The 21,326-nt window shown below is 61.6% G+C and carries 18 protein-coding genes, 3 tRNA genes and 1 pseudogene; 16 read left to right on the top strand and 6 right to left on the bottom strand.

Annotated elements, in window-relative coordinates; genetic code table 11:
- Positions 1 to 21: 21 nt before the first annotated feature.
- Complete coding sequence (gene gspD, locus J7355_RS14185; RefSeq protein ID WP_209063807.1) at positions 22 to 2,115, bottom strand: type II secretion system secretin GspD; 2,094 nt, start codon at positions 2,113 to 2,115, stop codon at positions 22 to 24.
- A gap of 1 nt (position 2,116) precedes the next feature.
- Complete coding sequence (gspC, locus tag J7355_RS14180; RefSeq protein ID WP_209063805.1) at positions 2,117 to 2,971, bottom strand: type II secretion system protein GspC; 855 nt, start codon at positions 2,969 to 2,971, stop codon at positions 2,117 to 2,119.
- Between the two features lie 130 nt (positions 2,972 to 3,101).
- Between gspC and J7355_RS14175 the strand changes: the two genes are divergently transcribed.
- Genes J7355_RS14175 through J7355_RS14165 form a run of 3 tightly spaced genes read left to right on the top strand, consistent with a single transcriptional unit; the run spans position 3,102 to position 6,324 of the window.
- On the top strand, positions 3,102 to 4,886 hold the full coding sequence (locus J7355_RS14175) for an AAA family ATPase (protein ID WP_209063803.1): 1,785 nt from the start codon (positions 3,102 to 3,104) through the stop codon (positions 4,884 to 4,886).
- A gap of 2 nt (positions 4,887 to 4,888) precedes the next feature.
- Positions 4,889 to 5,707 (top strand): general secretion pathway protein GspB, encoded by an 819-nt coding sequence (locus tag J7355_RS14170; RefSeq protein ID WP_209063801.1) that lies wholly within the window; start codon positions 4,889 to 4,891, stop codon positions 5,705 to 5,707.
- A 2-nt stretch (positions 5,708 to 5,709) separates the two neighbouring features.
- Positions 5,710 to 6,324 (top strand): DUF2845 domain-containing protein, encoded by a 615-nt coding sequence (locus J7355_RS14165; RefSeq protein ID WP_209063799.1) that lies wholly within the window; start codon positions 5,710 to 5,712, stop codon positions 6,322 to 6,324.
- Between the two features lie 145 nt (positions 6,325 to 6,469).
- Here J7355_RS14165 and J7355_RS14160 read toward each other — a convergent pair.
- Positions 6,470 to 6,545, bottom strand: a tRNA-Asn gene (locus J7355_RS14160).
- A gap of 220 nt (positions 6,546 to 6,765) precedes the next feature.
- On the opposite strand from J7355_RS14160, the gene uvrB reads away from it, so the two are divergent.
- The 11 genes and pseudogenes from uvrB to J7355_RS14105 all read left to right on the top strand — a co-directional run bounded on the left by uvrB (position 6,766) and on the right by J7355_RS14105 (position 16,925).
- Positions 6,766 to 8,787: an excinuclease ABC subunit UvrB gene (uvrB, locus tag J7355_RS14155; RefSeq protein ID WP_209063797.1), complete on the top strand. Its 2,022-nt coding sequence runs from the start codon at positions 6,766 to 6,768 to the stop codon at positions 8,785 to 8,787.
- 92 nt (positions 8,788 to 8,879) lie between these two features.
- Positions 8,880 to 8,956, top strand: a tRNA-Val gene (locus J7355_RS14150).
- A gap of 285 nt (positions 8,957 to 9,241) precedes the next feature.
- On the top strand, positions 9,242 to 11,149 hold the full coding sequence (gene thrS, locus J7355_RS14145) for a threonine--tRNA ligase (RefSeq protein WP_209063795.1): 1,908 nt from the start codon (positions 9,242 to 9,244) through the stop codon (positions 11,147 to 11,149).
- A gap of 109 nt (positions 11,150 to 11,258) precedes the next feature.
- Complete coding sequence (infC, locus tag J7355_RS14140) at positions 11,259 to 11,798, top strand: translation initiation factor IF-3 (protein WP_209063927.1); 540 nt, start codon at positions 11,259 to 11,261, stop codon at positions 11,796 to 11,798.
- A gap of 56 nt (positions 11,799 to 11,854) precedes the next feature.
- Complete coding sequence (gene rpmI / locus J7355_RS14135; protein ID WP_209063794.1) at positions 11,855 to 12,052, top strand: 50S ribosomal protein L35; 198 nt, start codon at positions 11,855 to 11,857, stop codon at positions 12,050 to 12,052.
- Positions 12,053 to 12,136: 84 nt separating this feature from the next.
- Positions 12,137 to 12,493: a 50S ribosomal protein L20 gene (gene rplT, locus J7355_RS14130; protein ID WP_209063792.1), complete on the top strand. Its 357-nt coding sequence runs from the start codon at positions 12,137 to 12,139 to the stop codon at positions 12,491 to 12,493.
- Between the two features lie 146 nt (positions 12,494 to 12,639).
- Complete coding sequence (gene pheS, locus J7355_RS14125) at positions 12,640 to 13,641, top strand: phenylalanine--tRNA ligase subunit alpha (protein WP_209063790.1); 1,002 nt, start codon at positions 12,640 to 12,642, stop codon at positions 13,639 to 13,641.
- A 103-nt stretch (positions 13,642 to 13,744) separates the two neighbouring features.
- Positions 13,745 to 16,132, top strand: coding sequence for a phenylalanine--tRNA ligase subunit beta (gene pheT, locus J7355_RS14120; protein ID WP_209063788.1), 2,388 nt, complete (start codon positions 13,745 to 13,747; stop codon positions 16,130 to 16,132).
- Positions 16,133 to 16,134: 2 nt separating this feature from the next.
- Positions 16,135 to 16,434, top strand: coding sequence for an integration host factor subunit alpha (locus tag J7355_RS14115; protein ID WP_209063786.1), 300 nt, complete (start codon positions 16,135 to 16,137; stop codon positions 16,432 to 16,434).
- Positions 16,418 to 16,696: pseudogene (locus J7355_RS14110) on the top strand (MerR family transcriptional regulator); the annotation flags it as partial. The gene J7355_RS14115 and the pseudogene J7355_RS14110, both read left to right, overlap by 17 nt.
- A gap of 152 nt (positions 16,697 to 16,848) precedes the next feature.
- Positions 16,849 to 16,925, top strand: a tRNA-Pro gene (locus J7355_RS14105).
- 24 nt (positions 16,926 to 16,949) lie between these two features.
- Here the strand turns inward: J7355_RS14105 and J7355_RS14100 are convergent.
- Together J7355_RS14100 and J7355_RS14095 are read right to left on the bottom strand one after the other, a co-directional pair.
- On the bottom strand, positions 16,950 to 17,525 hold the full coding sequence (locus J7355_RS14100; protein WP_209063782.1) for a hypothetical protein: 576 nt from the start codon (positions 17,523 to 17,525) through the stop codon (positions 16,950 to 16,952).
- A 21-nt stretch (positions 17,526 to 17,546) separates the two neighbouring features.
- The gene (locus J7355_RS14095) at positions 17,547 to 18,626 is read right to left on the bottom strand and encodes a phage integrase Arm DNA-binding domain-containing protein (RefSeq protein WP_209063780.1); all 1,080 of its coding nucleotides are present in this window, start codon (positions 18,624 to 18,626) and stop codon (positions 17,547 to 17,549) included.
- An 846-nt stretch (positions 18,627 to 19,472) separates the two neighbouring features.
- Between J7355_RS14095 and J7355_RS14090 the strand changes: the two genes are divergently transcribed.
- Together J7355_RS14090 and J7355_RS14085 are read left to right on the top strand one after the other, a co-directional pair.
- Entirely contained in the window at positions 19,473 to 19,934 is a 462-nt protein-coding gene (locus tag J7355_RS14090; RefSeq protein WP_209063778.1) for an MbcA/ParS/Xre antitoxin family protein, read from the top strand.
- Positions 19,935 to 20,032: 98 nt separating this feature from the next.
- Positions 20,033 to 20,278, top strand: coding sequence for a hypothetical protein (locus J7355_RS14085; RefSeq protein WP_209063776.1), 246 nt, complete (start codon positions 20,033 to 20,035; stop codon positions 20,276 to 20,278).
- Positions 20,279 to 21,130: 852 nt separating this feature from the next.
- Here J7355_RS14085 and J7355_RS14080 read toward each other — a convergent pair.
- A partial coding sequence (locus J7355_RS14080) for a hypothetical protein (RefSeq protein ID WP_209063774.1) occupies positions 21,131 to 21,326 on the bottom strand: 196 nt, incomplete at its 5' end.

Raw genomic sequence — 21,326 nt, 5'->3', positions numbered from 1 at the left:
GTCCTGCCGGTTACGGCGCTTCTAGAACTGGTCGCCGCGACGCTTGCCGCCCCGGGCATCGCGGTCGGAGTCGCGCGGCGTGCTCTCGTTGTTGCTCACACCCGAATCCTCCGAGAACGAGTCGCTGTCGTCATACTCGTTGATCGGGGGCAGCTGTGGCCGTTGTTCCTCGCCCATGAGCGGGATACTGGTCTCCGCCTGCTGCTCCTGCAGGGAGCGGATGTAGTTGTATTTCTTGCGCGTGTAGTAGTCCGCTTCGCCGCCGCCGCGCAGAATCGTCGGCCGGATGAAGTTGAGCAGGTTGCGCTTGTTCTTCTGCACGTTCCGGAACGTGAACAACGCGCCGAGCAACGGAATATCGCCGAGCAGCGGCACCTTCTGTTCGGACTCCGTGACCTGATCGTCGATCAGGCCGCCGAGGACCAGGATCTGGCCGTTCTCGACTTCCACGGATGTGGTGAGGGTGCGGTTGTTGGTGATCAGGTCCACCGCGCCCGTCTGGCTCGAGCCCTGGGCGATGCTCGAGATCTCCTGATCGATGGTGAGCTGGATCGTGTCGCCGGCGCTGATCTGGGGCGTGAAGCCCAGGGTGAGACCGACGTCCTTGCGTTCGATGGTCTGAAACGGGTTGGTGAGGCCGTTGTTGACGCCGCCACCGGTCGTCCCGCTGGTGTAGTTGCCGGTCACGAAGGGGACTTCCTGGCCAACCTTGATCTCGGCTTCCTCGTTGTCGCGGGTGATCAGCGAAGGGGTGGACAGCACGTTGGTGTTGGTGTTGCCGGACAGGGCGTTGACGAGGACCGCGAAACCGGTGCCGCTGTCGTTGATGTCGCCCAGGGCGACATTGAGACCCTGCTGGATCAGGCTCAGCGGGGTGCCATCCATGGCAAGAGAGGGGACCGCGGTCAGGGTGTCCTGATCCAGGATGCTCGCAGCCGCGGGGCCGCCGTTTTCGAAAGCGGCGACGTTGACACCGAGCTGGCGGGAACGGGTCAGGCTCACTTCGGCGATGATTGCCTCCACCAGCACCTGCCCCCGGCGGATATCCAGCTGCTCGATGACCTGCTTGATCTGGCGCATCGTATCGGCGGGGGCGGTGACGACCAGCGCGTTGGCGCCGGGTTCGGCGATCACGCTCACACCGTTCGCACCGCCGCCAGGACGGCGCGCCGCACTGCTGCTGGCATTGCCGCCATTGCCGCCGCTGCTCGCCGACGTGGCGCCCTGGCCGTCGGCATAGTTCTGCAGCACGGGCGCGATGGTTTCGGCGTCCGCGTAATCGAGATAGACGACTTGCGTGCCGCCGCTCTGTTCGGACTCGGTATCCAGATCGGCAATGATCGCGCGCAGGCGCAGGCGCTCCTGGCGGCCGCCGCTGATGATCACGCTGTTCGTGCGCTCGTCCGGGATTATGGTGAAGTTGCCCGCGGCCGCGTTGCCGCTGGCGCCGGCCTTGAGCTGATCGACGACCGCCGCCACTTCCGACGCGCTCGCGTATTGCAGACGGATGCTTTCGACGTCCTTGAGGCCGTTACGATCGATCTTCGCCACGATCTCGGCCATGCGCTGTGCGTTGGCCGCGCGATCGGAAATGATCAGCGTATTGGACGCGGAGTAGGCCGCCAGATGCCCGTACTGCGGTACGAGCGGGCGCAGGATCGGCACCAGCTGATCGGCAGGCACGTTGTCGACGTTGATCACGCGCGTGACGATGTCCTCGCGGGTCGCGTTGCCGCCACGGCGGCCGAACCCGCCGTCCTGCTTCGCGTTGATCTGCGGGATGATCTTGGTGACTTCGCCCGAGGGCACTGCCGCGAACCCATGGACCTCGAGCACCGAGAGGAAGGTCTCGTAGAGCTGACTGGGCGTCATCGGCTCGGTCGAGAGCACGGTCACGTCGCCCTTGACGCGCGGGTCGACCACGAAATTGCGCCCGGTGACTTCGCTTACCGTCGCGATCAGCGTCGTGATGTCCGCATCCTTGAGATTCAGCGTGAATGAATCTCCCTGAGTGGTCGCGGTCTGGCTGGTAGCGGTCTGGGCCGTCGCTGTCCCCATGGCGAACAAAGAGAGTGCGAGCAGGCAGAAAAACCGGCGCAAGACGATGGCTGTCATTTTAGAAATTCACCGTGACGGTACGTTGCTGGCCATCGCGTTCGAGCGTCACGGACGCGCTGCTGGCCTCGGCGAGATTGCTCAGTAACCTGAGCGACGCGGCCGGGTTGTTCAGCGGTTGCCCGTTGACGGCAGTGACCAGTTCCCCCGGTTCCAGGCCGGCCTTCTCAAATAGCCCCCGGTCGGCCCCCGGATAAATACGGTATCCCACGAGGTTGCCGTTTTGTCGCTCCGGCTGCAAGCGGATGTATCGCGATGCATTTGCCGGATTGGCAAGAATTTTCTGGCGTACCTCACCCAAGTCGCTGGCGAGTTCGCTGGAGACGGCCTGGGTGCGTTCGATGCCCTTGAGCGACTTGGCCTGCTTGACGCTCTCGAGCGTCAGCGTCTCGAAACGACCGCTACGGTCGAGGATGACCCGGTTGGCGTAGATGGCGTGCAGTTTCACGCCGTTGTCGATGGCATCGCCCACCGCGTAGCTCTCCTGGTCGGAACGGCCGCTGCGGATCAGCGCACGGGAGCGGTTGCCGTTTTGCTCGGACACAATGCCGGTAAGTACGAGGTTGAGGCGGGTCTCGGGCGCGTTGATGATCTCGCGCTCCTCGGCCGCCGAGCTATCGACGCTCTGTTCGCCGAACAGGTGAGCACTCGCGATGGTGTCGACATCCACGCTATCGCCACCGCGGTCGTTCGTCGGGCCGGTGACGGCGGGCATGAGTTCGTTCTCGCCAGCCGGCCACGCGAGCCAGAAGAGCCGGGCGGCCGAAAGGGCAATGAGGATTACCAACAGAATGTTGGCTATTTCGGGCAGGCGGCCAAGCCAGCGCTGCGCGTCGCGGGAGAGTTCAACGGCCATGGGGCGGAGTCTACCCCACGAAGATGACGTTGCGGTCAAGCCGCACGGCGAATTCCAGCGAGCGTTCGAGTTTGCCGTGCCGCGGGTGCGGGTTAGACTTGCGCCGTTACCGCTCGCCTGTGTTTTTTGCATGTATCTGCGCTATTACGGTCTCGATGACTATCCGTTCTCGGTGACGCCGGACCCGGCGTTCCTGTATCTGAGCGCGAGTCATCGGGAAGCGCTGAGCCATCTGCTTTACGGCGCGGGCGAGCACGGTGGCTTCGTTGCGCTGATCGGCGAAGTCGGTACCGGCAAGACGACGCTGATCCGGGCGCTGGTCGATAACGACATGCCGGAACTCGATATCGCGCTGTGCTGGAACCCGCATCTAGAGGTGCGCGAGTTCGTCGCCACCATCTGCGACGAGCTGGGCGCGGAATACGACCCACGCCGCGACACGTCGCTCAAGGATCTCGTCGATCGCCTGAACCGCCATCTGCTGGCCACCCATGCCAATAATCGGCGCACGGTACTGATCATCGACGAGGCGCAGAACCTCAGCCGCGGCGTGCTCGAACAGCTGCGCCTGCTGACCAATCTCGAAACCCACAAGCACAAGCTGTTGCGCATCATTCTCGTCGGACAGCCGGAACTGGAACAGCTGCTGGCCCGTCATGACCTGCGACAGCTGTCGCAGCGGATCACCGCGCGTTTCAAGCTCAATGCGCTGGGTTACGGCGAGACACGCGCCTATGTTCAGCATCGCCTCAAGCTCGCCGGCGGTTCGCAGCATCTGTTTTCCGCTGGCGCGCTGTTTGCCCTGCGCCGTTATACCGGCGGCATACCCCGGCTCATCAATATGGTGTGCGAGCGCGCGCTGATGGGCGGTTATGCCCACGCACGCTCGAAGATCGGGCCGCTCATCGTGTCGCGCGCGGCACTGGAAACGCTGCCGCGCGAACGCCATTCTCGCTGGCTGCGGGTCGGGGTTCCTGCGGCGAGCCTGGCTGCGGTGGCCGTGGTCGGCACGCTGGCATGGTATCCCGGCATCGAGCTCACGCGTGCCGCGGAATGGATGCAGAGCGGCGGGGCGGGCGCTTCCACGCCCGTAGCCGGCGATGTCGTGGGTGAGGACAACGCGCCGAACGCGGCCGCGCCGGAGAACGGCGGCGCGAACGCCATGCTGGCGACCGGCGAGGGTGGCGACAGCTACCGGCCGATGCCGGCGGATACCGACGTCGCGGCCAGCGACGTCGAGGAGACGGAAAGCGCACCGGATACCGATGTCAGCAGCGGCAGTGGCGGCAGCACGACTGCCGAATCGGTACCGGCGCCGGGTGGCCTGCCGGCGGGCGACGCCGACATCACACAGTTGTTGCGCTTGTGGGGCGTCTTCGGCTCCGAGGTCCGTACCGATTGTCGCAGCCTGCGGGTGGGGGATCTGCGCTGTCTTGCGGACACCGGCAACTTTTCCGTCATCCAGCGCTATAACCGGCCAGCATTGCTGACCATTCAGGATGAAGGACGCACGCGCAAGGTTCTTCTGAGTTCGCTCGACGGGCCCGAAGCCACGCTGGTGGGAGCGGACGGTACCCGCCGGATCACGCGGGCGGCCTTGGGCCGCATCTGGACCGGCGAGTTCGAGGTCGTCTGGCGTGCCGACTCGGGTGTCAGCCTGATTCAGCCGGGTGCGGTGGGATCGGCCGTCGTCTGGCTGCGCAAGCGCCTCGACCGTATTCGTGGCCGCAACCCGGAAACGCAGCTAGGCCCGGCATCGCCCATCTACGATGAAGCGCTGCAGCAGCGGCTGCGCGCCTTTCAGGCCGCGAACGGCCTGAAGGCAGACGCCATGGCCGGTCCACGCACCCAGATGATGCTCAATGGCGCCGTGCCATCGCCCGGATCGCCCGCGTTGAACCCCGTAGAGGAATAGGCGTGTCGTATCTGGTCGATGCTCTCAAGAAAGCCGAGCGTGAGCGGCACGAAAATCAGCGCGCAGATCTGCGCTCGCTCGCCGAAGGCGGGCCGGGGCCGGGCAGCGGTGGCTCGGGCCGGGCGCTGCGGTGGCTGGTCGGGCTGCTGGTTGTCTGCAACGCGGCGCTTCTGGCTTATCTGTTCGTGCCCACGCGCGTCTCCGAGGCATTCGTCGAACCCGCGCCCACGGTTGTGTCCAGCGCGGGTGAAACACAAGCGCCGTCGTCGCCGGAGTCCGCGGCGGAAACTGACGAAACGGGCGCGCAGGCCAGCGGGCCGGTGGCGAAATCGTCTGGCGAGAACACCGAGCGCGCGCCGGCGCAGTCCAACGTCGGCGCGCGCGCCACAGCCGCGCCGCAAGAGGCGCCGGAACGTCTCCAGGCGCGTGGCAGTGACCAATCCGCGCCGACGGCGCCGTCGAGCCCGACGTTGCCGCCGGCGAAGCCGCGGCCCATGGAAAATCTTCGACTGTCGAACGACGCGCCGCGTGCTGGCGGCGGCCAGGTCACCTATTCACGCACGCCGCTCGACGACGCCCCATCGTCTCGGCCGCCGGGGCCGCAGCCGAACGCGCCTGCGCCGCGTGGCTCCGCGCCGGCGGTCGCGATCAATGGCCATCTGTTCAGCACCGTGCCCGGACGAAGTTTCATATTGGTCAACGGACGTCGCTATCACGAGGGCGAACGTCTCGCCGAAGGCCCCGCCGTGGAATCGATCGACGCGACCGGTGCGACGCTGAACTACCGGGGCGATCGATACCACGTGAAAGGGCCGAGCTAGCCATGAGCCGAACAACGCGCAAGCACAGTATCTGGGCCTGTTTCGTTTTAGTCCTGGGGCTGTGTGTGTCTGGCGGACCGGCTGTGGCCGACAGCCTGCGCTGCGGCGGCGCGCTGATCCAGACCGGTGACCCGGCGGCCGTCGTGCGTAACAAGTGTGGCGCGCCGGATTTCGTCGACCCGTGGATCGGCGGAAGCGGTCTTGCCTATGGGCAGACGCTCTCCATGGAGGAGTGGACCTATAATCGGGGCCCGAGCCGCCTGTTGCAGATTCTCGTCTTCCGCGACGGCAAACTGCAGCGCATTCGCGACGACGGCTACGGTTTTACCGTGAGGCGCGGCGCGAATGAATGCCGCCCCACGGATATCGCCCGGGGCATGAGCAAGTATCGTCTGCTGCAGGCCTGTGGCGAACCGATCCAGAAAAGCGGCGGGTTCGTTTTCAGCAGGCGCAACGACGTCGGGACCTACGACTACCGGCTGCGGCGCGGTGTGAATCCTGTTTACCGTGAAAAATGGGTCTTCAATTTCGGCGGCAATCGCCTGCTACGCGAAGTCACGCTGGAAAACGCGATCGTCGTCGACTCCGATACGCTCGAACGCGGTTTCGATCGCTAACGAAAACCGATTGGCGATCCGCGACGGCGGCGTGGGATATTTAGGGTGCAACGTGCACTTGCTACGGTGCGCGCATAGCAGGCAGCTGTCTTGTATAAGGAAGAAGCCGGCGAGCGCGGCGTTCAAGGGTACTCAATCGAGGAGATGGCTCCCCGGGACGGGCTCGAACCGCCGACCTAGTGATTAACAGTCACCCGCTCTACCAACTGAGCTACCGGGGAACTGAGTATCCCTGTGTTTTTCGCTGTGTAGCGAAGGCCGCGTATGCTAGGCGAACGATGGCGGATTGGCAAGCGTTGTGAGGCAATTTTTCCATGCCGCATTTGGGCGAGCCTAGAAGACGCGCGTGCCTCTGGCCGTACCGAATTTGCGTAAGGCGCACATCTGTTACTTCAACCGCGCGTCGCTTGTTTTCATGCGAACCGCGCCAATCATGACGGCATGAGCGAAAGCAACTTCAATCTCAAGGCGGACTGGGCGCCCGCAGGTGATCAGCCAACCGCAATCCGGGGGCTGGTCGAAGGGCTGGACGACGGGCTGGCCCATCAGGTGCTGTTGGGCGTGACCGGCTCCGGCAAGACGTTCACGATGGCGAACGTCGCGATGCAGGCCAACCGGCCCATGCTGGTGATGGCCCCGAACAAGACGCTGGCCGCGCAGCTGTACGGGGAGATGAAGGAGTTCTTCCCGGACAACGCGGTCGAGTACTTCGTGTCCTATTACGACTACTACCAGCCGGAAGCCTATGTGCCGGCCTCGGATACGTTCATCGAGAAGGATTCGTCGGTCAACGAGCACATCGAACAGATGCGCCTGTCGGCTACGAAGGCGCTGATGGAGCGACGCGACACGATTATCGTGGCATCGGTCTCGGCAATCTACGGTCTCGGTGATCCCAAGGCCTATTTCTCGATGGTGATGCACCTGGACGAGGGCGACCGCATCGGCCAGCGCGACATCGTCAAGCGCCTCACCGAGCTTCAGTACAAGCGCAACGACGTGGCGCTCGAGCGCGGCACCTACCGGGTGCGCGGCGAGATCATCGACGTGTTTCCGGCAGAAGCCGATGATGAAGCCGTGCGTATCGAGCTGTTCGATGACGAGATCGAGCGTCTTTCGTATTTCGATCCGCTCACGGGTACCGTCAATCGCAAGGTGCCGCGGCTGACGATTTATCCGAAGACGCACTATGTGACGCCGCGCGAACGCATGGTCGGGGCCATGGATGCGATCAAGGCGGAGATGAAGGAGCGCGTCGCCTGGTTCGAGAAAGAGGGCAAGCTGCTCGAGGCGCAGCGTATCGAGCAGCGCACGCTCTTCGATCTGGAGATGATCAACGAGATCGGCTTCTGCTCCGGCATCGAGAACTACTCGCGCTATCTGTCCGGGCGTGCGCCGGGCGAGCCGCCGCCGTGTCTGCTCGACTATCTGCCGGACGACGCGATCATGGTGCTGGACGAGTCGCATGTGACCGTCCCCCAGATTGGCGGCATGTACAAGGGCGATCGCGCGCGCAAGGAAACGCTGGTGGAATACGGCTTTCGTCTGCCGTCCGCGCTCGACAATCGGCCGCTCAAGTTCGAGGAGTTCGAGCGCGTGGCGCCGCAGATGGTCTATGTGTCGGCCACGCCCGGCGCCTACGAGACCGAGCACGCCGACAACACCGTCGAGCAGGTGGTGCGTCCGACAGGGCTGGTCGATCCGGCGATCGAGATTCGGCCGGCCGAGAATCAGGTCGACGATCTGCTGTCGGAAATTCAGGAGGTCACCGGCAGGAATCAGCGTGTTCTGGTGACCACGCTCACCAAGCGCATGGCGGAGGATCTCACCGAGTATCTGCACGAGAACGGCGTGCGCGTGCGCTACCTGCATTCGGATATCGATACCGTCGAACGCAGCGAGATCATTCGTGATCTGCGCCTTGGCGAGTTCGATGTGCTCGTGGGTATCAACCTGCTGCGCGAGGGGCTGGATATTCCCGAGGTTGCGCTGGTGGGCATCCTGGACGCCGACAAGGAAGGCTTCCTGCGTGCCGAGCGCTCGCTGATCCAGACGATCGGACGCGCGGCCCGCAACGTGGACGGCCGCGCGGTGCTGTACGCAGACAACATCACCGGGTCCATGCGTCGGGCGATCGACGAGACCGAGCGCCGTCGTGCCAAGCAGATTGCCTTCAACGAAGAACACGGCATCACGCCGCAGACCATCAAGAAGGCGGTGGCCGATGTCATGCGCCACGGCTACGAGGAGTACAGCGAGGTCAAGGAGCGCAAGAAGGTGGCCGAAGTGGGCGCCGACTATGCGCGCATGACGCCGAATCAGCTCGCCAAGGAGATCGAAAAGCTCGAGAAGCAGATGTTCAAGCACGCCGAGAACCTGGAGTTCGAGCAGGCCGGCGAACTCCGGGATCGCATTTCCAAGATCCGCGAGCACGCCTTCGAACTGCCGGCGAAGGCGGGCTGATCGCGTCTCGGTAACGCGGAGCAGGGCGGTCAAAAAATTTACAACTAACGGTTGCCGCGCTCGCCGATAGCCGGTATCTTTGCGCCCTCATTAGGCGCGTAGCTCAGTTGGTTAGAGCGCTACCTTGACATGGTAGAGGTCGGTGGTTCGAATCCACTCGCGCCTACCAGATTCTATGTGGATGCGGTAAGTGCCGTGGCTCGACATCACGGCGATGGCAGGGATTCTCACCACCGACCCTTCGGGTCGGGGTTGCCGGCTTCTAAGAAGCCGGCCCTTCGGGCTCCCTGCGGTCGCGTCACCCCGCTGCGCGGGGTGGTCGAATCCACTCGCGCCTACCAGACGATAGAAAAGCCGCTACGGGTTCCCGAGCGGCTTTTTATTTATCTGCAGTCTTCAGACTGCCCATGCACGCGGCCCCTGGTATCGGCCGCCACTGAACAGGAAGGACATCATGCCCGCCATCACGCTGCCCGACGGCACCGTCAAATCCTTCGACCAGCCGGTTACCGGTATGCAGGTCGCCGAATCGATCGGCGCAGGGCTGGCGAAAGCCACGCTCGCCGCCCGTGTCGACGGCCGCCTCGCCGATGCCTGTGTCGAGATCGATCACGATGCCGAGGTCGCGCTGATCACCGCGCGTGACCCGGAAGGCCTCGACATCATCCGTCACTCCTGTGCGCATCTGCTGGGTCAGGCGCTCAAGACGATCTACCCGAACGTGCAGATGGCGATCGGGCCCGTGATCGACGACGGCTTCTATTACGATATCGCCATCGACCGCACGCTCACGCCCGAGGATCTGGAAAAGATCGAGGCGCGCATGCACGAGCTGGCCGAGCGCGATCACGACGTGATTCGCGAAGTCGTGACCCGCGACAAGGCGTTGGAAACCTTTGAGGCGCGCAACGAGCCGTATAAACAGGAAATCGTGCGCGGCATTCCGGAAGGCGAGACCATCGCGCTCTATCACCACGAAGACTACACCGACATGTGCGTAGGCCCGCACGTGCCGAACTCGCGGCACCTGCGTGCCTTCAAGCTCACCAGCCTGGCTGGTGCCTACTGGCGCGGTGACGCGAACAACGAGATGCTCACCCGTATCTACGGCACGGCGTGGGCGAACAAGAAGGACCTCAAGGCGCATCTGGCGCATATCGAGGAAGCCAAAAAGCGCGACCATCGCCTCATCGGCCGCCGGCAGGAACTCTTCCATATTCAGGAAGAGGCGCCCGGCATGGTGTTCTGGCACGACCGCGGCTGGCAGATCTATCTGCAGATTACCGACTACATCCGCGCGCGGCTCAAGCGCCAGGATTATCGCGAGGTGCATACGCCATCGCTGATCGACCTGTCGCTATGGGAAAAATCCGGCCACGCCGACAAGTTCATGGACAACATGTTCATCACCGGCTCGGAGGAACGCCAGTTCGCCGTCAAGCCGATGAACTGTCCGGCGCATGTGCAGATCTACAACCGCGGTCTGAAAAGCTACCGCGACCTGCCGTTGCGTCTGGCCGAGTTCGGCTCCTGTCATCGCAACGAGGCCTCGGGGACGCTGCACGGGCTGATGCGCGTGCGCGGCTTCACCCAGGACGATGCCCATATCTTCTGTACCGAGGCGCAGATCGGGGCCGAGGTCGGCGCGTTCATCGACCTCCTGTACTCGGTGTACCGGGACTTCGGCTTCGACGAGGTGCTGATCAAGCTCTCGACCCGGCCCGAGCAGCGGGTCGGCTCCGATGCGATTTGGGACAAGTCGGAGGCGGCGCTGCAACGCTGCCTGGAAGACAAGGATCTGGACTTCGAGCTGCAGCCGGGCGAAGGCGCCTTCTACGGGCCCAAGATCGAGTTCTCGCTGCGTGACTGCCTCAATCGTGTGTGGCAGCTGGGCACTGTCCAGCTGGACTTTTCCATGCCGGACCGTCTCGGCGCCGAATACGTCGACGAGAACGGCGATCGCCAGGTGCCGGTGATGATCCATCGCGCCATTCTCGGCTCGCTGGAGCGCTTCATCGGTATCCTGATCGAGCACTACGCCGGTTCGATGCCGCTGTGGTTGTCGCCGTCACAGGCCGTGTTGCTCAACATCACCGATGCGCAGTCCGATTTTGTGCGTGCCGCCGAGAAAAAGCTCCAGGACGCGGGGCTCCGGGTGGATACGGACTTGAGAAACGAAAAGATCGGCTACAAGATCCGTGAACATACGATGCAACGCGTGCCCTATCTGCTCGTGGTTGGCGATCGTGAAGTCGAATCCGGATCAGTGGCCGTACGGACCCGCGAAGGCGAGGATCTCGGCAGCATGACGGTAGACGACTTCGTCACGATGGCCCGAGAGCGGGTGGAGGCGAGAAATTAGCCTTCCGAGGCTGGTTCGCGCGCGATCATCTGCTATACTCGCGCGCTTCGCGCAATTCGTGTACGCGAGAAGCAGTGCGAAATGCCGCTAATGCAAGGAGGACGCTGAAATCGCTTCTGGACAAAAGGATCGTCGCAACGATGCAATAACGGCGCGGGAAGTCCGCGTGATCGACCCCGAAGGGGAACAGGTCGGCATCATGCGAATCGAGGATGCGCTCGAGAAAGCGGCCGAGTATTCACTCGACCTAGTCGAGGTCTCGCCGAACGCCAATCCGCCGGTCACCCGGATTATGGATTACGGCAAGCACATCTTCGAAAAGAAAAAGACCCAGCAGGCTGGCAAACAGAAACAGAAGCAGACGCAGCTCAAGGAAGTGAAGTTTCGCCCCGGTACCGACAAGGGCGACTACAACATCAAGCTGCGGAAGCTGAGAGAGTTTCTGGAAGACGGCGACAAGATCAAGATCACGCTGCGTTTTCGCGGCCGCGAAATGGCCCATCAGGAACTCGGCATGGAGTTGATGGACAAGGTTCGCGACGATCTGGAAGAGATGGCGTCGGTCGAGCAGCATCCTGAAATGCAGGGTCGCCTGATGACCATGGTGATGGCGCCGCTCAAGGGCGTGCCCAAGCACAGCAAGAAATAGTGAATCCCGATCATCCGGACGCCGGGCGCCCGGACACGTTGATTTAGAGAGAAGTTATGCCCAAGCTCAAGACGAACCGCGGTGCTGCCAAGCGTTTCAAGCGTACCGGTAGCGGCAAGCTGCGCCGCCGTCGCGCGTACGACAACCATATTCTGACCAAAAAGTCGCCCAAGCGTAAGCGTCGGCTGGCTCAGGGCGCCATGGTTGCGCATTGTGACCAGCCGGGAATGGATCGGCTGATTCCCTACAAATAGTAGGGCGCATTCGGACACCGCGGCGGCCCGTTGCAAGCGGCCGCCGTATTTGATTTTCAACAGTTAGAAACAGGATACGCGAAGATGGCACGAGTCAGTCGCGGCGTGACGGCGAAGGCCCGTCACAAGAAAGTACTCAAGCAGGCCAAGGGCTATTACGGTGCGCGCAGCCGCACGTATCGCGTTGCTCGTCAGGCCGTTTTCAAGGCCGGCCAATACGCCTATCGTGACCGTCGCAACCGCAAGCGCGATTTTCGTGCGCTGTGGATCACGCGTATCAGTGCCGGCGCCAAGGAGCTGGGCACGTCGTACAGCGTGCTCATGAACGGTTTGAAGAAGGCCGGCATCGAGCTCGATCGCAAGATCCTCGCGGATCTGGCGGTGCGCGACAAGCAGACGTTTGCCGCGATCGTCGAGCAGGCGAAGTCCGCCCACGCCTGACCCGCGTGTCCGGCCGGGCACGGCCGGACGCTTGACGGAGCGCCTGCGCATTGCAGAGCGCTCGCGAAAGACATAAAAGGGAAAGGCGCGCGCCTTTCCCTTTTGTTTTTGTGGCTGCTCTTTAGCAGTCCAGGGAGTCCCGGCGCATGACCACCGAACTCGATCGCCTGCGCGATCAGGCATTGGCCGATATTGATGACGCGTCCAGCCTTGCGGCGCTCGACGAAAAAAGGGTCGCGCTGCTCGGTAAGAAAGGGGTCATCACCGCGCAACTCAAACAGCTGGGTGCGCTCGCACCGGATCAGCGCAAGGCCGAAGGCGCACGAATCAACGCGGTGAAAACGGAAATCGCGGAAGCGATCGCGCAGCGCAAGCAAACACTCGAAGCGCTGGCTTTGGAGCGCAGGCTGGAGGAGGAGAGTGTCGACGTCACACTGCCCGGCCGCGGTCGGCGTCCGGGCGCCGCGCATCCGATTACGCAGACCCGTGAGCGTATCGAGCGACTGTTCGTGCACAACGGTTTCGAAGTCGTCCACGGCCCCGAGATCGAGGACGATTACCACAACTTCGAAGCGTTGAACGTCCCGCCGGATCATCCGGCCCGCGCCATGCAGGACACGTTCTATGTCGACGGCGCGCGGCTGTTGCTTCGTACGCATACGTCGCCCGTGCAGATACGCACGATGGAGAGTCGCCAGCCGCCGATTCGTGTCATCGCGCCCGGTCGCGTATACCGTTGTGACTCGGATCGGACCCACAGTCCAATGTTTCATCAGGTCGAGGCGCTTTACGTCGCCGAGCGCGTGAGCTTTGCGGAGCTGCGTGCGGAATTGCAGTCGTTTCTGGAAGCGTTTTTCGATACGGAGCTGAAGCTGCGTTTCCGTCCCTCCTATTTTCCTTTTACCGAGCCGTCCGCGGAAGTCGATATCGACGGGCGCAGTCTCGGTACCGGTTCCGGATGGATGGAGGTTCTCGGCTGCGGCATGGTGCATCCGCGCGTGCTCGAAGCGGCCGGCATCGATGGCGAACGCTACACGGGCTATGCCATTGGCATGGGCGTGGAACGCCTGGCCATGTTGCGCCATGGCGTCACCGATCTGCGCCAGTTCTACGAAAACGACCTGCGTTTTCTTTCCCAGTTCGTATAGGAAGTTCGTCCAGCGGTTTATCCGCGCCAAGCTCGCGGACCTGCGCCGTGGTTCGGCATGATCCAGGCGCGCGAACCCTGCTGAAACACGATTGGCCTGATTTATGAAGACAAGCGAACAATGGTTGCGGGACTGGGTGGCGTTGGATGCGTCGACCGATACGGTCGCCGACACGCTCACCATGGCCGGGCTGGAGGTCGACGCGCTACTCGACGGCGGCCCTGACCTCGACGGTGTTGTCGTGGGCGTGATTCAACACTGCCGCCCGCATCCACAGGCGGATCGTCTCAAGCTGTGTCGCGTCGACATCGGTAACGCGACCCCGCTGGACATCGTCTGCGGCGCCCCCAACGCACGTGAAGGGTTGCACGTGCCCGTGGCCTGCGTTGGGGCGACGCTGCCGAACGGAACGCGCATCAAGGCAACCGAGATTCGCGGCGAGGCGTCTTCGGGAATGCTCTGCAGCGCGAGCGAGCTGGATCTGAGTGTGGACGCGAGCGGCCTGCTGGAGCTCGCGGATTCGGCGCAGCCCGGGACGCCGCTTGCCGACTACCTGGGTCTCCCGGATCGCGTCTTTGATATCGATCTGACGCCCAACCGCGGCGACTGTCTCAGCATGCGCGGCATCGCGCGCGAACTCGCGGTCGCCTTCGACAAACCGATGACGGGGCCAGAAACTGACGTGGTAGCGGCCAAAGGCAACGAACGTCGTGCCGTTACCATCGAAGCGCCCACGCGCTGTGCCGGTTACGCGGCGCGCCAAGTCTCGGATCTCGACCCCGAGGGCGTGACGCCCGTTTGGATGGCGGAACGTCTGCGTCGTGCCGGCGTAAGGCGCATCAACCTGCCGGTCGACATCGGCAACTACGTGATGCTCGAGCTCGGTCAGCCCATGCACGCATTCGACGCCGACAAGCTAGTGGGCGGTATTCGCGTGCGCATGGCCGAGGAGGGCGAGCAGATCGTCACCCTCGATGGCGAGAACGTGACACTGTCGGACGAAACCCTGGTCATTGCCGACGACGACGGGCCGGTGGCGATTGCGGGCATGATCGGTGGTCTGCGGACCGCGGTGAACGACAGCACGCGTCATGTAGTGTTCGAGTCGGCCTGTTTCACGCCCGCTGCCGTTGCGGGCCAGGGGCGCCGCTACAAGATCCATACAGATTCGCTGCACCGGTTCGAGCGCGGTGTCGACCCAGCACTGCATCCGGTGGCGCTCGAACGTGCGACGGCGCTGCTCGTCTCCGAGTCGGGCGGCACGCCAGGTCCCGTAGTGCATAGCGAAGGCAACGCCGTCTGGCCTGAACAACGAAAGATTCGGCTGTCCTTCGCCCACGTTGCACGGCTGCTCGGTCAGGATATCGACCGCCGCTGGATCGAGCATGCACTGGAAGCGCTCGGCATCGGGCTCCAAGACAACGACGAGACATCGCTGGTTGCGGTGCCGCCCAGCTGGCGCTATGACCTGCAGATCGAAGCGGATCTCATCGAAGAGATCGCGCGCGTTTACGGTTACGACCGGCTGAAAACGGCGGCACAGGGCGTGAGTCTGCCGCCCGTGGCGGCGGCTGCCGGCCTGACGGTCGCGCAAAATGCCGATTCGGTTCTTCGCCAGAGGGGCTATAGCGAAGCGATCACCTACAGTTTTGTGGAGCCGGGACTCCATGCCGCGCTCACCGGCGGCGAAGAGGCCGTTGTGCTCGACAACCCGATATCCGACCAACTGGTCGAAATGCGGCGCACGCTATGGGCCAGCCTACTGCCAAGCTGGGCGCATAATGTGCGTCGCCAACAATCCACCGTTCGCCTTTACGAACGCGGCCTGCGGTTCATGCCGGATGATGCCGCGGAAAACGGGGTCGGCCAGCGCGACACGCTCGCTGGGCTGATCAGCGGTCAAGCCGAGCCGACGCACTGGGACCGTGTTGCGCGGCCGGTCGATTTCTTCGATATCAAGGCTGATGCCGAGGCCTTGTTCTCCGGCACGTCCGGTCGACTGACTTTCGTCGCGGCCCGCCACGCCGCGCTGCACCCTGGGCGGAGCGCGGAGATATATCTCGACGATACGCCTGTGGGTTGGGTCGGGCAGCTTTCGCCGGTTTTCTCGAAGCGTTATAAAAACAGCGAATTGCCGTATCTTTTTGAACTGGATTCTAGTGCGCTGGCCGTGGAGGCGGCGGTGCGCTTCGAGCCGCTCTCGGAACAGCCCACCGTACGGCGAGATCTTGCGGTTGTTGTCGCGGAAAAGACACCGGTCGCGTCGCTTGTTGGTGCGATCGAGTCGGTTAACGAGGCGGCAATACGGTCGATCGAGGTCTTCGACCTGTTTCGAGGCGAGGGGCTTGAGACTGGTTTCAAGAGCGTGGCTTTAGGCTTGATTTTCCAAGATAAAGCGAGCACGCTAACTGACGAAGGGGTCGATACAATAATAACTCGCGTCGTGGCGGCTCTCGCTGAACAATGTGACGCGCGAATTAGGGGTGAATAACCGTGGCACTGACCAAAGCGGATCTGACCGAAAATCTCTTTGAGCAGCTCGGCTTCAACAAGCGGGAATCCAAGGAATTCGTGGATTGCTTCTTCGAGGAAGTGCGTTCGACGCTCGAAAGCGGGGAATACGTGAAACTGTCGGGGTTCGGCAATTTCGAGTTGCGCGACAAGAACCAACGCCCCGGTCGCAATCCGAAGACGGGTGAAGAGATCCCGATCTCGGCACGACGCGTCGTGAGTTTCAAGCCGGGCCAGAAGATGCGTGCACGCGTCGAGTCGAGCATTGACGCAGCCAGCTGAAGAACTTCCCCGGATTCCGGACAAGCGCTACTTCACGATCGGTGAAGTCAGCGATCTGTGTCGGGTGAAACCGCATGTGCTTCGCTATTGGGAGCAGGAATTCACCCAGCTGAAGCCTGTAAAGCGCCGCGGCAACCGACGTTATTACCAGCAGCATGATGTGATTATCGCGCGGGATATACGCATGCTCTTGTATGAGCAGGGGTTCACGATCCAGGGCGCGCGACTGCAGCTTCGTGACAAGGGGCGCGTTTTGGCGTCCTTGCCGGTGGCGAGCGCGGCGGATTCACTGGCCTCCATTCGCGGCGAACTCGAAGCCATCGCGCGCCGTCTCGAATAACTGATCGAGTTATTCCGTGGCGTGTTGAATACGTCTCGACGTTTTCTTTTTCTCTGTTAACATACGCATCTTCTCGGGGTATGGCGCAGCTTGGTAGCGCGTCTGCATGGGGTGCAGAAGGTCGTAGGTTCAAATCCTGCTACCCCGACCATCTTTCTTTTCTGGTATCAGCGGGTTAGGGCTTTCGCCAGAAGGCCCATTTCTTCCCATACCGCTTCCATACCGAAACTACACCGAAACTACTGCCGCTCAGTTCCGCTCGTAGCGCTTGAGCGCGAATTTTTAGTAGGTCGACGAATTCGTATACCACCGTGTGCATATCGCATGCGAGCTCTACGAGCTTTCGCGCACCTGGGTCGTATCGGTGGTGGTTGTCTAACGCGAGTTGTACGAACGGATCTTGTCGTTGATTGTCGTATAGCGATAGTACGTGTGAGATCTTTCCAAGCTGAGCCCGTTCGGGTTGATCGAAATATAGTTCGACCAGCATCTCGACAGCAGCAAACTCGTCGTCGCGAGTAATTCGGGAAGGCTCTTCGGCCCCGGGTAGCTGCTGGAGTGTGCGTTTCAATGCACGATGCTCGGCTTTAAACACTCCATGAAAAATCAGCAATGAGTCGGCAAGTTTCTCGATTTGCTCGCGCTGAACCAACAGGTGGGCACGTCGGTCCCCGCTACTTTCCTTCCAAGCGTCCCGAAGCCAACCGCCGAGGAAGCCGAGTGCTATAGGCGCTATAAGTTCTACGAGCATTGCTTCATCCGTGAGAGGGGCTTAGAACGACGCGGCAGCGACTCGCACATGACTACGTTTATGATCGGATAGATAAACGCGGGTCTGTTCGACATCCTGATGGCCGAGTAGTAGCTGAATAACAGTTTCATCGTGTCCCGCTTCGCGCATGAGGTGAGCTCCTAAACTGCGAATTTCGTGGAATGTCGGCGGATTCGCCACCCCGTCGTAAAACCCGCTTGCGCGCCGCACCTTAGCGAACTCGCGGATCAGCTGATCTTTGAGCACCTGCGTGTGATGGGTGCGTTTCTTCGCCCGCATGTGGCGCGGGCGGGCTTTCTCCGGTAAGCGGTGAACAACTAGCGGACTCACAACATCGTCCCGGCTTCGTTCGATCGCGCGCGCCAGACCGCCTTCGATAGTGATCTCAAGCGGCGTGCCGGTTTTCTCTTGTTCGAACCGCCAAACGCCATCGCGCGGATATTCGAACGACAGCACATCGCCTTCACGCTGTAGCGAATACAGCGCGATCCCCATGGCCACGCGTAGCCAGGGCGGGGCAGCGCGATAGACGGCGACGAAACCCGCCCAGGTGAAACGGGCGCGCTGTCTTGTGGTCTTGGCGATTCGCAGCGCATCCGCTGGGTTGTCCTCGCGCCAGCCTTCGGCTCGCGCGTATTGGAACAGCTCGATCAGCAGGCTGCGGTATTGATTGCGCATCCGGCCTCCGCTGGTGAGTTCGTCGACCCCCGAGGCGAGATCACGAACAGTCAGCTCGGTTACGTCGCGCTGCCCGAACTGCTCGTCGAGACGGCGCAACGCGTGGTTGTAGATGGTCTGCGTTTTCTCGGCGAGGTTCCGGTGCGCGAGCTCGTTCTCTTTATATAGAGCGATCAGCTTGTCGAATAAGAGGCTCGGCGCTACGACGCGCGACACAAGATCGTTCGAAGGCAGAAGCATCGCATTGAGCTTCTTCGCGGCCGCAATGCATTCCGCGCGATCGCGCGATAGGTAGTGGTACTTTCCCGTGACAGGATGCTTGTACCGATAGAGACCTGAAGGCGCGTGTAGATGAAGATTCTGCGGAAGCCCTCGGTTGGCGGCGGTTCTTGGTCTAGCCATGCCTTTTTATTTATGAACCTGGTCTCATATCGTCGCCGCCTAGCACACGCGCGACAAGTGGATCGTTCCCAGATTCAAAAAGATGCAGATCGACAAACCACTGGCCGCCAACTTTTCGCCCAGGAATATCGCCGCGTTCAATGCCTCTACGCACGGTCCGCGCGCAAGGCTCCGAGCCCGGCTCGAAGTACTGCTTCAGGAATCTCGGTATCGAGGTTAGGCGCATGGCGATGCCCCGTAGGCTCGAGAGCTCAATGCGATTTTAAGAGCCAGCGCCGTCGGCCAACGCGCCATGCCAGGTGGCTTTAGCTCTGAGAAAACAAAGGTGCCCACGTCGTATCGGCTGAGCTCTTGACAGCGGTCGGGCAGGAGTGCGTGTCGTACGTGGCGCCGAACGTTTACAGGGCGGCGCGACTTGGCCGAACAGATTATAAATAGCTCGCTCAAGCCATAAAGTGGCGCCCGGATACGATTGAGCGCTATCAATACGATCTCATTCTTCGAAGTCGGGAGGGTTGAGCGCATGCTATTAATAGGTAAGATCCTCAAAGCTCTCAAACTCACAGTAAGGGTAGTGACGTTCGTGAAATTTACTGTGGCCAAGCTCACCGCGCTGCGAGCATAATTACTAAAATCGTGCTTTTTCGCGATTTTCGGCTGTCTTACACGAGTAGGACTGCTCCCATCGCCCTATGGAGCGGCCCCCGGCCACCGCATACGAGATTGGGTTGAACACCGAGGTGAATCCGCAACGGTCTCAGCGGACATAAGCGGGTCGCGTATACATTTCGCCCAGTCATAGACGAACGCGGGCGCGATCGATTTGGCGATACCGAGGTGTTTGCTATGAAAGTAAAGGCTGACATTGGCACGAGCGAACGTGTTGTTGCCCTTTTAGGGAGTGCTGAAGTCCTTAACATCGCCGCTACTGATTTCCGAGAGCCAGCGACAGCTACAAAGGCTGTACGGAATGGTCTACCGGGCACTTGCGCGCGCTATCTTCGCGAGAACAGTGGTGTTCCTAAGCGCCTGTTCGATCAGGTTGTGCCCCGCACGACGTTGATTTCAGCAGGCAAGAGCAAATCGAAACGCCTTTCGAAGCACGCTTCGGAGGCTGTGCTGCGCGTTGCCCGGATCATCGCGTTCGCTGAAGAAACCTTTGGAGATCAGGATCGCGCGATGAATTGGCTTAACAATCCGAATCACGTATTCGAGGGCCAGGCCCCGATTACCTTGGCCGATACCGAAAGCGGTACCGAGTGGGTCGAACAGGTGCTCGGCCGAATGATGTACGGCATTGATGCTTGATGCGGCGTTATCGCGCTGCACAGTAACTCTATGCCTAGGATCTAAGCTGCAAGGGCGCTGAAACTCTAAAGCCGACGGTGGACGCCTGTAGGTATCCGGTGATCTACACGGCGGAACATCCCGCGCTCGCGGTTTTCGAAAAGCTCGCTCACGCCGGCATGTGTCTGGCGAATGCGTCGCTCACGCATCGGCTGGTCGTGCTCGATGTGTGGGAGGGCGAACTCGAGCTTGTCGCGCGTGTGCCGAACGATCCCATCGATGGCGGACAGGGGTGGCTCGAGGCCGGCGACAAGCCGTTTCTCCAGGTGCCGTCGTGTTCATGCCGTACGCCTCGAACTATCTGATCAACGTTTTTCGTCCCGCGATGGCGGATTTGTCGTTCATTCACGACGTCGTGTTCGTTTTCGCTGTGGGCTTGCTGGCTGTCATCCAGCGACTCTTTGACCCACGGCCTCGGCGCGTTGTTGTAGGTATTCAACCTGGTCGTCGAGCAGCTGATTGGTTCTAGCGCCTGCTCAAGATCGAGTTTGAGTGTTTTTTTACGCTCGTGCATGGTGGCATGCCGTCGCTCGAGTTCGGCGCTGGCTTAGCCGCGGGCTTCCTAATTGAAACGGTGTGCGGCATTGGCGACGACTCGGGGCAGGCGCTCGGGAAATCCGCTACTTATCTGATCAGGCAGTCGCTGCCGGATGGACTTAAATATGCCGGGGTATTGTCTGCTGTGAATCCGTGGTGCGCAGTTCGACACGCACCTTGGCCATCGAAGGATATTCGCCACGCGCCATGATCGCGGGCAGGGCGTCGTGGCACGACTCTCAGTTCGGTAGTCGTGGCCATCAACGGGTCACCCGGTCGTAGCCGGGGCGGATACAGCCCGGCAGCGCGAGCGCGCCGATCGCTAGTTCTTCGATCTCTGCGCGAATGGGAAAGAAGCCTGTGAATGCCCAACTGCCGCGCCCAAACCCATCATATCAACCCGCGGTATTGCGATAGATGATCGGACGGCTTCGAAATCCGCCCAGCTAAAATGCGATTCAAGCGACGACGGGCCGCGGCGTCAGGGGGACGCTTCGGCCGCGGGATCGAATTCTGTTACGACAACACTCTCGAACTGATCGACTTGTACGGCGCGCCATGTAAACGACGACGAGAGGTGAACGGTTCGCGTAGCCGCGATCTTGGGCACATAAAACTGACTAAATCGTGCTGATACGCGATATGTAATACGTACTAAATCGTACGGTAATTAGCTCGATACAACACAACTGAATCGCCCCGGGTTCGTCGGAGGCTCCAACTCTTGAGAGACTGGAGCCATGAAAGCAAGCAAACGTTATTCCCCGGAAGTTCGCCAGCGTGCGGTTCGGATGGTCTTCGATCATCAGGGCGAGT

Origin of the sequence: Endozoicomonas sp. G2_2 (assembly GCF_017744135.1) — a bacterium.
Taxonomy (GTDB): Bacteria; Pseudomonadota; Gammaproteobacteria; order Nevskiales; family Salinisphaeraceae; genus Salinisphaera.
This window is presented reverse-complemented; position numbering and strand designations above follow the sequence as displayed.

Coding starts and splice junctions, on each gene's coding strand:
- J7355_RS14090 (WP_209063778.1), top strand. CDS start 19,473: ATGAAAGTAAAGGCTGACATTGGCACGAGCGAACGTGTTGTTGCCCTT.
- rplT (WP_209063792.1), top strand. CDS start 12,137: ATGGCACGAGTCAGTCGCGGCGTGACGGCGAAGGCCCGTCACAAGAAA.
- pheS (WP_209063790.1), top strand. CDS start 12,640: ATGACCACCGAACTCGATCGCCTGCGCGATCAGGCATTGGCCGATATT.
- J7355_RS14095 (WP_209063780.1), bottom strand. CDS start 18,626: ATGGCTAGACCAAGAACCGCCGCCAACCGAGGGCTTCCGCAGAATCTT.
- thrS (WP_209063795.1), top strand. CDS start 9,242: ATGCCCGCCATCACGCTGCCCGACGGCACCGTCAAATCCTTCGACCAG.
- rpmI (WP_209063794.1), top strand. CDS start 11,855: ATGCCCAAGCTCAAGACGAACCGCGGTGCTGCCAAGCGTTTCAAGCGT.
- J7355_RS14100 (WP_209063782.1), bottom strand. CDS start 17,525: ATGCTCGTAGAACTTATAGCGCCTATAGCACTCGGCTTCCTCGGCGGT.
- uvrB (WP_209063797.1), top strand. CDS start 6,766: ATGAGCGAAAGCAACTTCAATCTCAAGGCGGACTGGGCGCCCGCAGGT.
- pheT (WP_209063788.1), top strand. CDS start 13,745: ATGAAGACAAGCGAACAATGGTTGCGGGACTGGGTGGCGTTGGATGCG.
- gspD (WP_209063807.1), bottom strand. CDS start 2,115: ATGACAGCCATCGTCTTGCGCCGGTTTTTCTGCCTGCTCGCACTCTCT.
- J7355_RS14165 (WP_209063799.1), top strand. CDS start 5,710: ATGAGCCGAACAACGCGCAAGCACAGTATCTGGGCCTGTTTCGTTTTA.
- gspC (WP_209063805.1), bottom strand. CDS start 2,971: ATGGCCGTTGAACTCTCCCGCGACGCGCAGCGCTGGCTTGGCCGCCTG.
- J7355_RS14175 (WP_209063803.1), top strand. CDS start 3,102: ATGTATCTGCGCTATTACGGTCTCGATGACTATCCGTTCTCGGTGACG.